At 59.2% G+C, this 14,027-nt stretch carries 22 protein-coding genes and 1 tRNA gene; 5 read left to right on the top strand and 18 right to left on the bottom strand.

Annotated features, from left to right (window positions below):
* The 18 genes from A8B82_RS09715 to A8B82_RS09635 all read right to left on the bottom strand — a co-directional run.
* Positions 1 to 536, bottom strand: a 536-nt coding sequence (locus A8B82_RS09715) for a hypothetical protein (RefSeq protein WP_067291406.1), incomplete at its 3' end; no start/stop codon positions are given.
* The gene (locus A8B82_RS09710; RefSeq protein ID WP_067291403.1) at positions 524 to 931 is read right to left on the bottom strand and encodes a phage tail terminator-like protein; all 408 of its coding nucleotides are present in this window, start codon (positions 929 to 931) and stop codon (positions 524 to 526) included. The genes A8B82_RS09710 and A8B82_RS09715, both read right to left, overlap by 13 nt.
* A complete protein-coding gene (locus tag A8B82_RS09705) occupies positions 928 to 1,359 on the bottom strand; it encodes a hypothetical protein (protein ID WP_067291401.1) in 432 nt (143 codons plus the stop codon). Before A8B82_RS09705 ends, A8B82_RS09710 begins: the two co-directional genes overlap by 4 nt.
* Positions 1,360 to 1,362: 3 nt before the next feature.
* Positions 1,363 to 2,403, bottom strand: coding sequence for a phage minor head protein (locus A8B82_RS09700; RefSeq protein WP_082899225.1), 1,041 nt, complete (start codon positions 2,401 to 2,403; stop codon positions 1,363 to 1,365).
* Between the two features lies 1 nt (position 2,404).
* Entirely contained in the window at positions 2,405 to 2,605 is a 201-nt protein-coding gene (locus A8B82_RS23535; RefSeq protein WP_082899224.1) for a hypothetical protein, read from the bottom strand.
* Positions 2,606 to 2,672: 67 nt separating this feature from the next.
* Positions 2,673 to 2,864: a hypothetical protein gene (locus tag A8B82_RS09695; protein WP_067291396.1), complete on the bottom strand. Its 192-nt coding sequence runs from the start codon at positions 2,862 to 2,864 to the stop codon at positions 2,673 to 2,675.
* Positions 2,865 to 3,275, bottom strand: coding sequence for a hypothetical protein (locus A8B82_RS09690; protein ID WP_067291394.1), 411 nt, complete (start codon positions 3,273 to 3,275; stop codon positions 2,865 to 2,867).
* Positions 3,275 to 3,538, bottom strand: a complete 264-nt coding sequence (locus A8B82_RS09685; protein ID WP_067291391.1) for a hypothetical protein — start codon at positions 3,536 to 3,538, stop codon at positions 3,275 to 3,277. Before A8B82_RS09685 ends, A8B82_RS09690 begins: the two co-directional genes overlap by 1 nt.
* Positions 3,539 to 3,716: 178 nt before the next feature.
* Entirely contained in the window at positions 3,717 to 4,247 is a 531-nt protein-coding gene (locus A8B82_RS09680; protein WP_067291388.1) for a DnaT-like ssDNA-binding protein, read from the bottom strand.
* Positions 4,247 to 4,651, bottom strand: a complete 405-nt coding sequence (locus A8B82_RS09675) for a hypothetical protein (RefSeq protein WP_067291385.1) — start codon at positions 4,649 to 4,651, stop codon at positions 4,247 to 4,249. Before A8B82_RS09675 ends, A8B82_RS09680 begins: the two co-directional genes overlap by 1 nt.
* Positions 4,651 to 5,094, bottom strand: coding sequence for a hypothetical protein (locus A8B82_RS09670; RefSeq protein WP_067291382.1), 444 nt, complete (start codon positions 5,092 to 5,094; stop codon positions 4,651 to 4,653). Before A8B82_RS09670 ends, A8B82_RS09675 begins: the two co-directional genes overlap by 1 nt.
* A gap of 66 nt (positions 5,095 to 5,160) precedes the next feature.
* Entirely contained in the window at positions 5,161 to 5,592 is a 432-nt protein-coding gene (locus A8B82_RS09665; protein WP_067291380.1) for a hypothetical protein, read from the bottom strand.
* Positions 5,593 to 5,656: 64 nt separating this feature from the next.
* The gene (locus A8B82_RS09660; protein WP_082899223.1) at positions 5,657 to 7,012 is read right to left on the bottom strand and encodes a phage major capsid protein; all 1,356 of its coding nucleotides are present in this window, start codon (positions 7,010 to 7,012) and stop codon (positions 5,657 to 5,659) included.
* A 27-nt stretch (positions 7,013 to 7,039) separates the two neighbouring features.
* A complete protein-coding gene (locus A8B82_RS09655; protein ID WP_082899222.1) occupies positions 7,040 to 7,735 on the bottom strand; it encodes an HK97 family phage prohead protease in 696 nt (231 codons plus the stop codon).
* On the bottom strand, positions 7,728 to 9,164 hold the full coding sequence (locus A8B82_RS09650) for a phage portal protein (protein ID WP_067291374.1): 1,437 nt from the start codon (positions 9,162 to 9,164) through the stop codon (positions 7,728 to 7,730). Before A8B82_RS09650 ends, A8B82_RS09655 begins: the two co-directional genes overlap by 8 nt.
* The gene (gene terL / locus A8B82_RS09645) at positions 9,164 to 10,549 is read right to left on the bottom strand and encodes a phage terminase large subunit (protein WP_067291371.1); all 1,386 of its coding nucleotides are present in this window, start codon (positions 10,547 to 10,549) and stop codon (positions 9,164 to 9,166) included. Before terL ends, A8B82_RS09650 begins: the two co-directional genes overlap by 1 nt.
* Positions 10,536 to 11,036, bottom strand: coding sequence for a terminase small subunit (locus tag A8B82_RS09640; RefSeq protein WP_067291370.1), 501 nt, complete (start codon positions 11,034 to 11,036; stop codon positions 10,536 to 10,538). Before A8B82_RS09640 ends, terL begins: the two co-directional genes overlap by 14 nt.
* A 333-nt stretch (positions 11,037 to 11,369) precedes the next feature.
* Positions 11,370 to 11,445, bottom strand: a tRNA-Met gene (locus A8B82_RS09635).
* Between the two features lie 323 nt (positions 11,446 to 11,768).
* Here A8B82_RS09635 and A8B82_RS09630 point away from each other — a divergent pair.
* The 5 genes from A8B82_RS09630 (at position 11,769) to A8B82_RS09610 (ending at position 14,004) form a co-directional block, all read left to right on the top strand.
* On the top strand, positions 11,769 to 12,089 hold the full coding sequence (locus tag A8B82_RS09630; protein ID WP_067291367.1) for a hypothetical protein: 321 nt from the start codon (positions 11,769 to 11,771) through the stop codon (positions 12,087 to 12,089).
* A 112-nt stretch (positions 12,090 to 12,201) separates the two neighbouring features.
* Positions 12,202 to 12,714, top strand: a complete 513-nt coding sequence (locus tag A8B82_RS09625) for a hypothetical protein (RefSeq protein WP_067291364.1) — start codon at positions 12,202 to 12,204, stop codon at positions 12,712 to 12,714.
* A 17-nt stretch (positions 12,715 to 12,731) separates the two neighbouring features.
* Entirely contained in the window at positions 12,732 to 13,316 is a 585-nt protein-coding gene (locus tag A8B82_RS09620) for a hypothetical protein (protein ID WP_067291353.1), read from the top strand.
* Positions 13,313 to 13,582 carry a hypothetical protein gene (locus tag A8B82_RS09615; protein WP_067291352.1) on the top strand — a complete coding sequence of 90 codons (270 nt, stop codon included), beginning with the start codon at positions 13,313 to 13,315 and terminating at the stop codon, positions 13,580 to 13,582. The genes A8B82_RS09620 and A8B82_RS09615 overlap by 4 nt, the downstream gene beginning before the upstream one ends.
* Positions 13,579 to 14,004 (top strand): hypothetical protein, encoded by a 426-nt coding sequence (locus tag A8B82_RS09610; RefSeq protein WP_067291349.1) that lies wholly within the window; start codon positions 13,579 to 13,581, stop codon positions 14,002 to 14,004. Before A8B82_RS09615 ends, A8B82_RS09610 begins: the two co-directional genes overlap by 4 nt.
* The last annotated feature ends 23 nt before the right edge of the window (positions 14,005 to 14,027 follow it).

Here is a 14,027-nt window from a genome sequence, read left to right as displayed (position 1 = left end):
GGTCCATTTCGGCAATCCCGCTTCCAGCTGACCACCAATCCGGGGCTGAAGATCATCGCCACGGCACGCATCACGTCCTCGATCAGAGCCTGGTCGCCGATCCGCCCGTCAGGCCACGCGTCGTAGTGCTCGATAATGCCCGCCGGATTGACCTTCATGGCTTCCCAGATGATGGAATAGTCACCCGCCCACGCCATCACCCCGCTGTTCATGATGTTCGGGTTCAGGAAATCCCTCGTCATGGTGAATTGGTCCGAAAGCAGCGGCGCCAACGGGCCGGTAATGACCGTATCGAGGTCGAGATAAAGCGTCTGGCCGGTCAGCAGGCCTGGGCGGAACATCTCGATTTTCGACCACCAACCCGGCCAATCCGTTTCGAGCGGGATACGCTCACAATCCACGGCCACGTCCGAGAGGCACACGAACCGATGCGGTCGCTGCAGGTGTCGGGCCACCGCCCGCTGCAACCGTGCCACCCACGTCGCGTCGTAGCGCCCACCCGAGCGCAGGACGCAGGCGACCGTCAGCTGGCCCAATAGTCGATCTGCACCGGAACGCGCCAATCAGCGCCATCCCGATACCCTTTCTTGATGTCCGGTTCATCCATGATCGTAACAGTGCCTGTAGCAGCCGACAGCCGCAGGCCACTCGGGAACTGACCAGCGATGCGATCCGCCAAGCGCTCAGATGGAAAGGCGTAAACGTCGAGCTCACCGACCGCTGTCACCTGCAGGAACCCGTTCGATTTCACCAGCCGACGCCCCCCTTTCAGGGACGCATCACGCCGGCTTACCCGAACCACCTCAACGACAAGATACGGCCTGACCACGCTGGCGGGCTTGTCCTTGTTCTCCCAGACCACATCCGGGCAATCCGTCATCGCGACCAACCGCTGCCCGAGTGCTTGGGAAATGTCCGCTTCCTCGATCACGTCCGAACCTCCGCTTCCCGCGCACGTACAAAGTCCGAGAACCGGCGCGCGTTGAAGCCGACGTAGTGGCGCCCTGGAACCTCAGTCCTGCCGCCATCTTCCCGCTCGATCGAATAGCCGGTCTCCATCGGCAGGGCGTGCGGCGCGGTCCAGGCGAAGGTCATCACGTCGCCGATCTCAAAACTGGCAATCGCCACCACGTAGCTGTCGGAGTCGGGAGAGCCGCCATTGGTCGACAGGCTGTTGATCAGTTCCGCCTCGGCCACCGGGATCTTACCTACCTCCATCGTTCCGCCCTTGGTGACGCCAAGCTGGGGGGTCTGCGCGGCCTCGACTACATCCTGAATGGCCTCGGCGGCGACGTAGCGCATGTTCGCCTTGGTCATGTCGGCGAAATTTTTCAGTTGCGCGGTGAACGACTGCGCCATGGTCTATCCTTTCGGCAATTTAATGCGGTAGACGCCAATGCAGCGGCATCCGATGCTGTGCTTGGCCCCGCCGCGCGGGTCGTGGGGGTGGCTCATGCGGGTGCCGTCCGGAAACACGAAATCCTCGCCCACCTCGATGACGGTCCCGTCCATCGCCACATGATCCTCGCGGGGTTGCTGGCTGAGATTGTGCTGCCAGCGACAGGTGACGCTCTCGACCTTGCCGCTTTCCTTGACCTGCCGGTATCCTTCGTCCCGGCCTGCCGCTTGGGCGGTGAAGGCTTCGTTGCGTGCCACGGTGCGGCCCCGGTATCCTGCCGCTTTCACCTTGTAAGCCTCGATCGCCGCATCGACCTGAGCCGACGTCAGCGCCCGACCCTCTTTGATCGCAGTGCGAATGCTGGAATCGAAACGCCGGTCACTCAGCTTGTACCGCGGTTTCCAGCGCCCGGTGACCTGATCTCGGATGAAGAATTTGCGGATCTGGTTAGGGTCGCGCAGAAGCTGGCGGATGCTCATCATGTCGTCAATCTGCGGCTTGGTCAGTCCAATCACCCCACCGACACGCCGGTTGCCGACCGTGCGGCCCACCAGGTCACGGGCAAGGGCGTTCAGACTTCGGTTTTCCTCCAGCGCAGCCACAATCAGCCGCCGTGCGTTGCTGATCGCCTCGTCGGTGATATTGGTGATCAGCGCCCCCGCCTGGCGCTCCGCCAGCGCCACCGCACGCGGATGGCTGCCGTTGAAGCCGAACACCGCCGAAAGCCCCTTGGGCGCCTCGGTGACGGCCGACAGACCACCTGCAATGACGGCTTCGCGGATGGCGTTTTCGAGCGGGAACAGAACGCCCCGGTCGAGCCGGAACAGCTGCGCCGCCCGCTCAATTTCCCCTTGCTCCAGGAACCGGATCAGCGCCGCCTGATCAATATTGAGGCGGCCTTTGTCCATCGCCTCCCTGAAGGCCTCCCGAATAGCCTTGGTATGGCGCTGAAGCAGGCGTTCGATACGTCGCTGCTGGGCGGTACGGCGAGTTGGTCGGGCCATGTTAGGTGAGACTTGGCTTCACACACAGAGCAAGCGCCTGATCAGGTGTAAAGCCCTGTTTGATTGACGCATCAAAATGAATGCGGCGAATAGTTGCAATCATTCGAGCTTCTCTTTCTATAAGAGGTTGTAGCTCTGCCAGTTTTGCAAGGTTTGCTCGATCTGTGGCGGTGGCGATGACTTTGTGTGCTTCGTTGCTCATGGTGGTTCCTTCCATGTGAGATGACCCCGCAGACGATGCTGTGTGGCTCAGGTTGTGGGGTGGTGTTTTAGGGCTCGGCGTTCATAACTAAGCCCAAGTAGAACGCCGCCTCGATCGCCCGGTCCCATTCTTTGAAGATCGCAGGCGGGTAGTGCAACGCCAGGATGGCCTCCAGCACCCGGTCATTGTCCAGATGCTCCTGGACAAGCCATCGGTGGATGAAGGATTCGAGCGCGGCGATCTCGGCGGGCGTTGGCATTTAGTCGGCCAGTTTGATCTTGTGCAGCAGCGCCGTGCCCGCCGGTGCCACCGTATCCACGTCGGAGATTTCATGAAACACCGTGTCGGCGTCAACGTCCTGTTTTCGAACCCCGACCACGACCACGTCGCTCTTCAGGGGCACCACGTCGTCGGTCGGGTCCACCAAGAGGACCGTCATCGTCTTGCCGATCAGCGTCCCGTCTCTGTCCCGGATCTGCTTCTTGGTCTGCAACCCCGAGATCTCGTGCAGGGTTGGTTCACCGGTCCCGTTCGCCTCTGCATCCCACGGGTTGGACTCACCGGACGCCTTGCGCTTCAGCGTGCCGTAAAACCGACCTTCCCCTGTAGCCGTCGCGGCCCGCACGAGCCCGGCAGAGACTTTGGCCGCGATGCGGTCACCGCGGTTCATTATTCAGGCACCGGGCCAGCGGACAGCATGATTGGCGGATGCTGGCCGCTGCAGATGTCGGTGCCGATCAGCGTCACCCGGATCGAGGCGCCCGCGTTCAGCGCTGCCAGTTCCTCGGGATCCGGCTGCCAGGCTGTGACGATGGCTGGCAGGTGCTTGTCCTGCACGGTGTCATAGACGGCGGTGTCCTTGACTGGCAGGCCGAGATAGCCTTGGGATTTTCCGAGCAGGCGGGTGAAGCCAGGAATGCGCATGATCATCATTGGTCTGTTCCTCGTTTCGGTTGCCCGAACCTCTCATGAAATGCAGCCCAGGCAAGAGCAGTAGTTGCGGCGACGGGGCCGCGCTGTTGGCAGCCCTCGCAGTAGATATACCGGGCCGCGCGAGGCCCCCCAGCCAACAAAAAGGTGCCGATGGCCCCGCAGTAAGGGCAGGCCTCACTCATCGCCACGCCCAAGTCTGCCGCGCCCCCGGCTGGGTGCCGGTCAGGATCGGCGCGAGGCTTTCCAGCACGGAGCCATGCTTTGCCTCCTGCCTCGCCGTTCCAGCATATTCGGTCTCTTCCTCGTAGACGTCCACCTTCAGCCGGGTTCGCTTGATCCCGCCGCTGACCTCGGCATCCTGCGACAGTGGTCCGGTCACGGCCCGAGCCGCAAGTTCGCACGTCGCCCGGATCAGTTGCGGCGGCAGGGCCGGCAGATCGAAGCCGTCGTCGTCGCGCGCTTCGCTGCGGGGCCACTCCAGACCTTGCAGCCATCCCTTGCGCCGCCCCCGGTAGGAGGTCGACAACAGCGCATCGAGATAGCCAGAGGCCTCACGCGCCGCGCCCTCCTTGGCCTCGGCGGAAGCCGCATCCCAGGCCGTGTAAAACTCGGTGTGCTGACGGTTACCCCAAAAGGCATCAATCGCTGCGACGGTCGCATACGATTCCGCGCCCGAGATCCCTGCCCCGGTTTCAACGACCAATGCCATCAGCGTGTCACCTCCCGCTCAACGATCACCTTGCCCTGCAGCGCCCGCACGGTTGTGCCATCGCCGATCAGTTTCAGGTCATAGATAAATTCGACAAACCGCTCGGCGCGGTACGCCATGTCGCCAAAGACCAGCAATTCAGACAGATCATCTAGCAGGCCTGTGGTGTCTTGTGCGGTCATGGCAAGCGTCACCGTCCCGTCGGCGCCCAACGTAATCGACCCGTCAACTTCGCCGCCGGTGGATGTCAGATACGCCTCGGTCGAGGATGAAAAGTCGGCCCGGATCGCGAGCCGACCCTCATAATTTGAAACGTCGACCGCCGCCCCCTCCCCATCCAGGTAGACGAACGAAAACTGCCACGTCGCACCCTGAAGGATGTGAAGATCTTGGCGAACCGACATCAGCCTTGCGCCTGCTCACGCTTGGCGATTTCGGCTTTGATCGCCTCCACGGCTTCATCCTTGTTGGCCGTCGGCGTCTCGGCAAATTTGTCGGCCAGTTCCCGCAAGTCCTTTGCGGACAGATCGGCCCATCCCTCGGGGATCTCGACGGTCGTGCCTTGGCCGTCGCCCTGGTCTGGATCATTTTGCGCGCCTTTGAGGTCGGCTGCGTTTTCAGAAGATGCGCCGGCATCCTTGTTTGACAATGAGCCAGCCCCGGACGAACTCCGTGCGCGGTCTTCATAGCGCACATCGGGATTTTCGGGATCGGTCAGAAAGCCTTCTTTGAACAGACCGGCCACAAGATCATCGGGGATCTCGACGGTCGTGTCTTCGAAAGCGGTCTTGGTGCCGACGTTTTGCTCATCGGTGTACTCGAAGGTCTTCAGGATCAGACATTTCATGTCGGTTCTCCAAATTGGGGTTGAAGGCCGCGGACCCGAGGGCCCGCAGCAAGTCAAGCAGTCCTATCAGGCGGGCGGGTTGGCCGTGGGCCGCGTGTGGGGGTGACCCAAGATGCAGATGACGCTGATCGGGGCGCTGCCAGAGTTGGCAACCACGTCGTCAATCTCGATTGAGACGTACCGCTGACCGCCCTTGTAGCCGATCTTGCGCGTAACGCCGTCGTCATCGAACTGGAAACCAGCATCCGCCTCGGTCCCGATCAGGAACGTATCAGCGACCGCCGTGTGATTGCCCTGCGTTGCGTCCTCGCCGTCTTTGACCGTCACGGCCCAGGTTGCGTCCGCGTCGGCCAGAACGCCGGTGGCGATGATGAAGGTGACGGACTCATAGCCCGCCGTGTCGATGGCCGCGCTGACTGCGGCGGTGCCATCCGACACAACCACCGGCGCAATTGCGATAACCGGATGGATGTCATTGAAGAGATCACGGGAAGCCATGTCTCATACTCCTTTCAAGAGGTTTGGGAAATGGCGGGGCCGAAGTCCCGCCGAAAGTGTCAGCTTATGCTGCGCACTTCAGTTTCTTGATGGCCTCGGCCAATGTGACCTTGCCCGCCACGCGCTTGCGCATGATGTAGCGGATCTTGCCAGAAGTGGCCTGCGTGTAGGGATCACGCAGCATTTCCATCGCGAGACGGTCCACCCATGTGTAGGCGCGGCGGAAGTCGCCATAGGCAATCGGGAACGTCCCTGCGCCGGCGTTTTGCATGTCGGGCATTTCGACATAGGGGTCGCCGTCGATGGTGTTCGGGCGTCCCAAGGCGAGGCCGGGCATCCAGATGTAGTTCTTGTCGCCATCCTTGAGGCGACGCACCTGCCCCATGGTTGTCCGGTTCATCACAAAAGTGGCGTTCCGGGCGTAGGCGGTCTTGAGCGAATACTTCATCTGAAGCAGCCCATCCGCCTGGCCGTCGACGTCCGCGATGGTGGTCGCCGAACCGGAGTTTGTGAAGCCAACATCCGCGTGCTGCATGAAGCCCTGCGGCTTGCCGACGCCAGTGCCGTTCACGAAGGCCGCGCCTTCAGCAAGGGCGAACTGCTCCGCCGATTCCTCTTCGATCTCGGCCGGAATGTTGAAGACCGTATCTTCGAGCATCTGGTTGGTGATGTCGATCAGGGCGAACATTTCGTGGGTGGTGATCTCTTCGATCCCCCACGTCAGGCCCTCGGTTTCGGCCTTCGTGCCTTGCTCCGCAACCCACTGCGCCGCGAATTGGCCGGTGCGCTTCGGGATCTCTACCGACTTCATGCCGGTCTGACGGACGCGGGCCAACGAACGAACCGGACTGATCTCGGTAACCGCCTTGATGATGTCGCGCACCATGTCGACCGGAGCCAGGTAGCCGCCTTCCGTGTTGGTGCCGATGTTCAGAGCCTTGTACTCTTCGATCACGTCGGACAGAGCCTTTTGCTGCGCTTCGGGCAGGTTGGCCGTGCCTTGCTGGTGCGCCAGGACAACTGCCCGCGCCCAATCGCTGCGACCGGTCATCTTTTCTTCAGGCGACTGGTCTTTGTTGGTCGTGCGGTTGATTGCGGTTTCGAGGATGCCAAATTTCTTGTCCAGATCGGCCAGCGCTTCCTTGGTGCCGTCCAGCTGGGTCAGCTTCTGGTTGATGCCCTCGAACTTGTCCAAGGTGCCTTCGATCTTCTTCAGCTTGTCGTTGGTCACGACGTCATCGAATTTGCCTTCGATGCCTTTGAGGCGTTCGTCATTGGCCTTCTGGAACTCGCCCCAGGCACCCATGAACTCGCCGATGGCCTTCTTATCGAGGTCTTTGACGTCGTTGCCAGTTTCGTCTTTGCGCTCAAGCGGACGTGCGGGAGCGCGGGCCGTGGTGGCCCCGAATGAATGAGACATCGTGTCTCTCCTATTTTGAGGTTGTTGTCAGGCGCGCAGAAGTGCGGTTGCCTGTTGAAGAAGCTGGGAAAACCCAGCGTCATCACTTCCCTGTCCGGCGTCCCGCGCGGCCTTGTTCAGTGATTTGTAGCCGTCGGCGATGATCGCCTTGGCCTGTTGAGCGGTGAAACCAGCATCCCGCGTGAGATACCGCTCAAATTCGCGTTCGGTTGGAAGGCTGCCGTCGTGCTTGACCAGCGTGATGCCTGCCATCGCTTCCATTGGAAACGTGACCACCGAAATTTCCCGAAGATCCACAGCGAGCAGGCGACGAACGCCATTGTCTCGGTCGATCTCGTAACGCTTGGTCCTGTAGCCGATAGACAGGCCTTCGATGGCCCGCTCTTTCATCAGCTCGTGAACCTCCTTGCCGCGCTGGACGCTCAGAAAGAGCCGCCCTTTGACGAACAGACCCGTCGCGTCTTCGCGGATCTCAGTGTATTTTCCGATCACCTCGCGGGGGTCGTGATGGTAGAGCATCCGCACCTTTTCGGCGGGGATCTGGCTCAGGCTTTCCTTAAAGGCGCCTGCCATCATCATATCATCGCCCTGATCGACCACGTTGAAGTGGGACGCATACCCCTCAAATTCACCGTTTTCGGAGACCGCTTTGGTGTCGATCTGCAACGCGCCGCCAAGGTCGCCTTTGAAGAGGCCGTCCTTCAGTTCAAGCAGGTTATTCATCATCGTCATCCTCGTTTTCGGGGTCTGTGTCATCGTCATCGTCATCGTCAGGATCTACATCGTCGTCATCGAGGTCATCGAGAACCCGCATAGCTTCTTCCAGCACCTGCTTTTCGGTCATCGAAGGGTCGAACAGGCCCACGCTCTTCATGTACCGAAGCAGCGGCGTATAGCCGGTTGTTTCAACCGCGTTGACCAATGCCGTCAGAACCGAAGCGTCAAAGGACTGGATCGACCCTGCCTTGCGCGGACCATATTGCAGGGCCTCGCGCACTTCGTCGGCATCAAGAACACCCTTTTCAAGCAATTCGACGTGCGTTTTGCGCTTCGATTCCCGGCGAGGCTCCAGCGCCGGGATGCTGTCGAGATCAGGTGCCAGCTTTAGGCCATCCCCGAACATCGGAGTCAGCCAAGCGTTCAGCTCGGAAGTGACCGATTGCACAAGCGGCAGCACCGTCTCTTCGTAAAGCTCGACCTTCGCTTCCTTGACGTTGTTGTAGGTGGAGGACCCCCGAACAATCAGGATGTGCGGGACGCCCCAAGCCACGCAGATGTCGCGGGCGGCGTCCTGCTTGGACGCATCGAAATCCATGTCCTTTGGCGAGATCCCCATCTCTTCCCATTTGACGTTGCCGCCGAAAACCATCGGCTTGCCAGAATTTTTCGGCCCACCATGGCGTTTGTTCAGTTCGCGTTCGGCCTTTTCCAGCACGTCGTCAGGTGCGCTGATGACCTGTCCATCGGTAGTGATCGGCTGAAAGACCAATGCGCCCGACGGCCGGGCTCCATTGTCGAGCAGCGCCTTGTTGTGCGCTGACGCCGAATTGTGACGATCAATACCTTGACCGGCGGGCTCGACCCGGCTCAGACCATACCAGTCATCAAGTGGGTGAAACTCGCGCAGATGCAGGATGTCGCTTTCAAGCGTGACCTGATTGACTGGCCAAGTCTTTTTCTTTCCGGACATTTCGAACTGATAGGCAGATGGCAGCCCATACTGGCCGGGGATGACCTTCATGCGGTCCGGGCGTTGGGTCCAAAGCTCCTTTGGCGGCTTACCTTCGGGTCCGACCTTTTCGATATAGCTATTCCCGGCCAACATCAGATAGGTATAGACGGCCTCGAAGAAGAAGGCACCGCCCCGCCCTGGTGCCGGGCGCGCAAGCAGATCAAGCAATTCGTGCTCAGTGATCTCATTGCCCGCCTTATCGAAAAGCAACCAGCCCGGCACGGTTGCGCAAACAGAGATCATCTTGGCGCAGCGGTAGCCGATGGGATTGAGCTGATAGGCCTCTCTGCCAAAACTTGCATAATCCCGCGGCGTCCAAACGGGCAGCCCCACCCCGTAGGGCATGACAATGGATCCGGCCGCAGACGCCTTCGCCTCTTGCTGTGACCCGAACCATGTACGGGGGTTAAAAATGCTCATTAGGTTTCATCTCCGCCAACGTACCAGTGGAATGCTTTCTTTTGCACGATGGCGTTGAACGCACGGCTCGTGCTGTCGACATCATCGTCGTGCTCTGCCTCTGGAAAGCCTTCAAGAGAGCTGAACCACCGCTCGTTCCAGGCACCTCTGACCACAAAGACGTTTCCAGCTTCGGCTTGCGCCGAGAACCCGTTGAAGCGCGTGATCTTACTGCCAGTTTCGGTGCTTGACCGAACATTGAAGCCTGCCAAAAGTTTTACCAGCGTTGCAATTTGCGCTTTACCCGCCTGCCCCGGGTCTTGTGGAAGGTCGATTTGAACTTCTTTGCCGTCATCAATGGCTGTGTTCTTGAGTAACTTCTCAACACCAGCTGGACCGAGATGATCAGACGTGTTGTCTCCGACGAAATACCGGCCATCCGGAGTCTTGCCGACTTTCGTGCCGCTCGTCGCATCTGGGTCATTGCCTTCGGTCTTTGGCGTGCTGGCCAAATCCCAACCACGCACCCACTGAATATCCGCAGGAGCTGCATCGACAACTGTTACCCATCTTCGATTGAAATACAGACCTGCAGCGGGTCTGATTTTCCAGTTACCGCCCATCAACCGCTCGCGCTCCACGGTGGGAAGCGACATCAGCGATGCCATGTAGGATGGGTCAGCCTCCATCAAAGCGGCGTTGTCTGTCAGCTTTGCCGGAATGAAGGTCACAGACTTTGGCGGGATGGGGATGATTTGCCCGTTCGCATCAGGCATTTTGTGGTGCGCCAACTCGTCAGGATGATCCGCCCATGAAATCACATCGCCAACACGAACGAACCACCGGATTACACCGGCCCGCTCAGGGATCGGAAGCCCGGTATCCTGATTGATCCACCATGCAATAAACCGTGCAACCCAGCTATCCGCGTCCGGGTTGCACGTCGCCCGGATGTAAGGTCGGACCCCGCACATGGACCGGTTACGAGAGACCATGTACCAGAACTGTTTCTCGCTGAAGTGCGTCAGCTCATCGAACCCGATCAACGGGATCTGCGACCCCTGCCAATCCAGAACTGTCTTGTCGTACTCCAGGTGGGCGAATGAAACAGTCGCTCCAGATGGGAACCGCCACTGCAAGTTGTGAGACCGTGGCGCCGCGCCGATAACCGAATAGAGCTTTTCGCTCTCATCCCAAAGCCCGCCTTCGTTTCGCACCTGAACAGTGGAGCGCCGGAAGAACACAGCGCCAAAGCCCCTGTTCGCCGTATGGCGCAGCGGCTCGAGCAAGAGCGCCCAAGTCTTCCCACCGCCAGCACCGCCCCCATATATCGCAATGTCAGCGGGTGAGCTTAGGAAGTTTTCCTGTGGACCGGGCTGCGGCCTGATTGCCCTAATCGCGCCCATTGTCTGGAAGTTGATACACGGTCACTTGTTGCTCCGGCATCGGGTTTTCCGGATCGTTGCCGTGGATTTTCTTGTCAGCCAAACCCAGCTCGCGGGCGATGATATTCGGGTTAAGCAAGTCCGCCGACGCCCCTTCGAACTTCTGAGCGAAGATAATCGCTTCTGTTCGCGTAATGATGTCAGACAAGTCGGCACGGGTTTTCTTCCATTCGTCCCACGTTGTGCGGGTCACGTCGATGAATAGGCACATGGCGCTGATCGTCATGGCGCGCATTTTGGAGACTGGTTCGTGCTTTGAGTCACCCATGTAAGTTACAAGCCGGTCCTCATACAAAGGATTGTCATGCACCCAATTAAAATACTGGACACAAGCATCCCACAGGTCATCTGCACTTTCGAACTTGGGCTTCACACCATGTGTGCTGCGGGCTTCCCAGAACTTGTTGCCTGCCGTGAAGCGTCCTGTCTTGGGGTCTTTTCCTGTCATAGGTCTCTCACGGTGTTGTCACGATATGATGCTGAATGAGCGAAAAAGCGGCCAAATCAGCCTGATTTCAACCTTTGGTAAGTCTAGCCTCGGTGATTTCGGAGACCTTTGACGCTCATAATCAATCTTTGGTTGTGAAATTGTGGCGAGGGGGCCTGCCGCCGCTCCCCCCTCGCCTACGCCTCAACAACCAGTCACCCGAGGGGATGTCTGCTAACTGGCTGGAGGCGATCTCTGAATGACTGCGGGGGCGCGCTGATCCGACAGCCCGCCCCCGACTTCAAGCCCGGCTCACCCCATTGGGGTCGGATGGCTCTCTCTCGCGGTGTATTCTGGTTGCGCGGGATGGATTTGAACCACCGACCTCCAGGTTATGAGCCTGGCGGGATACCTCTTCCCCACCGCGCCAATTCGGCCCCGTTTAGAGCGACCAACCAAGAGCTTGATCGCTCAGGGGGGAGAACCCGGGCACAGATGCGCCTTGCCGCAATCTGTCAAGTTGAATGGCAAAAGTCAAAAAGAAGCTGCGATAACCGATACATATTAGGCGGTAATCTTGCAGGCTGTTGTTTTATAGCGATTTAAAATCACTACATACTTGCGCTAGATATCTTTTTTCACTATATTTGTGGTACAGGGCAATGAAGCCCGCCCCTAGTGGAGAGACAAATGCACAACCAATCCCCCCGAACCGTCCTCTTTCCAGAATACCCGGAGACGAGGAAAACGGCCATGAAGCGCCTGAACGTCACGCTCACGGCGGCGCAGATCGCGGCACAGTTGCGGCATGGATATTTCGGCCCGAAACCGCGGATTGGCGCCGCCGACCTTCGCGCCTCGATCAGATACTACGAGCGCGGCTACTGCATGCCCGCCGACACCTTCGCGGCCATCTGCGATTACATCGAAAGCCGGTTCGCGGACGGAGGCGAAACCGACATTCGCAACATGGACGATGCGCACCGTCAGATGATGTTCGCCGGCATCGCCGCCGAAGCCCGGCACGACAGCGAACTCTACCGCGCCCAGCTGAACGCGAGGGCGGCAGCATGATCCCGAATAGCATCACCACCGGCGAGGCACTTAGCAGCCTCGCCGCGCTCGAATACCAACTTTGGGTGATCATCGTCCTGCTCTTGGTTCTTGCAGCAAGGGAGCAGCTGTCATGATCCCCAACGGTATCCCTGCCAGCGAAACACTGGCCAGCTTTATCGCATCTGAACACATCGTTGAGCTGGAAATCGCGCCAGTGAAGGACGCGATCAAACTCTGCTCCCAAGGCTCAGACATTTGCGTCTGTTCGCCAGAGGATGCTCAATTCTGGTCGATCTATGGCCGCACCAAGGAAGGCTTCGCCACCTTGCTGCACGACATCTCAGATCAAGAAGAGCCGGGACCAATCATCCAGTGGCTGCATGACACGACGAAACTGCCGGTGGCATTTTTCAGCGACCGCCTCCGGTCCCGAGACGCCATGCCGACATTGGCGCTGGCCGAATGGCTGACCGAAACGATCCACGACGAAATTCCCGGCGTCGATGACGCGGCGGATTTCCGGGACGACGATTTTGAAAACCATGCCCTGGCCCCGCTTCGCGAAAGCCTTTGCCTCGCCTGCGGCTACAACGGCGACCCCATCACCCACCCGTTCGCAGATCCAGACTTCAACAACGAGTGACCTTGAAAGGAAAACCTATGCCCAACCATGTGATCAACCGCCTGACTGCCAGCCCTGAAATCCTCGACGCCCTAAAAGGCAATGGTGACGTCGATTTCAACGCGCTGATACCAATGCCGAAAATCCTCAAGCACACAGCTTCCGGTTCTCGCGATTTCGATGGCGTCAAACATAAGAACTGGTTCATCGAGAACCCAGAAGCGCCGTTTCGAGATCAAGTTAAGCGCGCCTTCACGGATGAAGAAATTCAGGTCTTACAGCAGATCGGGTTCTCCAGTTGGTACGATTGGTCGATCGAAAAATGGGGCGTCAAATGGAACGCATACGCGATCAATCGGACAGAAACTGATGTCACGTTCCAAACGGCCTGGAGCAGTCCAAAGGAAGTATTCGAGGCTCTGTCTGGACGTTTCCCTGATGAAGAGATCCGCGTCGAGTTTGCTGACGAGGACATTGGATCCAATTGCGGTACGGCAACATACCGTTGGGGAAATCTGGTGGATTTCAGCGCGGGTAACGTTGATTTCGCCCACGATATGTGGGGCCATGATGAAGAGACCCGCGCTGAAATGGCCGCTGATCATGCGGAGGACGGCCAATGAAAACGCCACCTTTCACAATTCAGACGAATGCCTATCAGACCCGTATCGGAAAGCCCTGCGTGGCCGGAGCCTATTTCCCCAAGACCGAGGACGGAGACGAGGTGGGTGTTTACGCAACGCCCGGGACTTTCAAGGCAGACGGAATTGGACGGATCTCGGTGATGGTCAACCTCGGAGTGGCCGAGCTGACGATCGAGGAAGCGCGGGCGCTTGCCGACACAATCACCTTTCACGTCAACCAGATCGAGCGGGGGCAAAAGGCATGACCCATCCCAAAACCGAGGTTTACTGTGACAGCGGAGACGGCACCGCGTTGACAGCCCATCACAGCTGGAACGCAGTTCATGCCTGCGTGGACTCCCATCTGTTGGTTCTGTCATCGGCGTCCGCAGAGGCCTTCGGGCTCGCCTTACTCCAGCTGGCCCAAAAGGCGAAAGCACAGCCGAATGCTGAACGGACCAACGACGACCGTGTGGCCGAGTTTTCGCTGCAATTGGACCTGTTTCACGCTCTGACCGGCGTCGACCACGCACCGTATGCCGACGGCCCGGAGACAGCCGTTTCTGACCTTCTGGCCCACGCCATGCATTACTGCGCGGCGCATGGGTTGGACTTCCAGGCCTGCGTCGATCGCGGGACCGGTCATTTCACCACCGAGGCGGCCGAGGAAAGGGGGTGTCATGTTTGAGGCACTTGACCCCTACCCGCCCG

The organism is Sulfitobacter sp. EhC04 (assembly GCF_001650875.1).
Lineage (GTDB): Bacteria > Pseudomonadota > Alphaproteobacteria > Rhodobacterales > Rhodobacteraceae > Sulfitobacter.
This window is presented reverse-complemented; position numbering and strand designations above follow the sequence as displayed.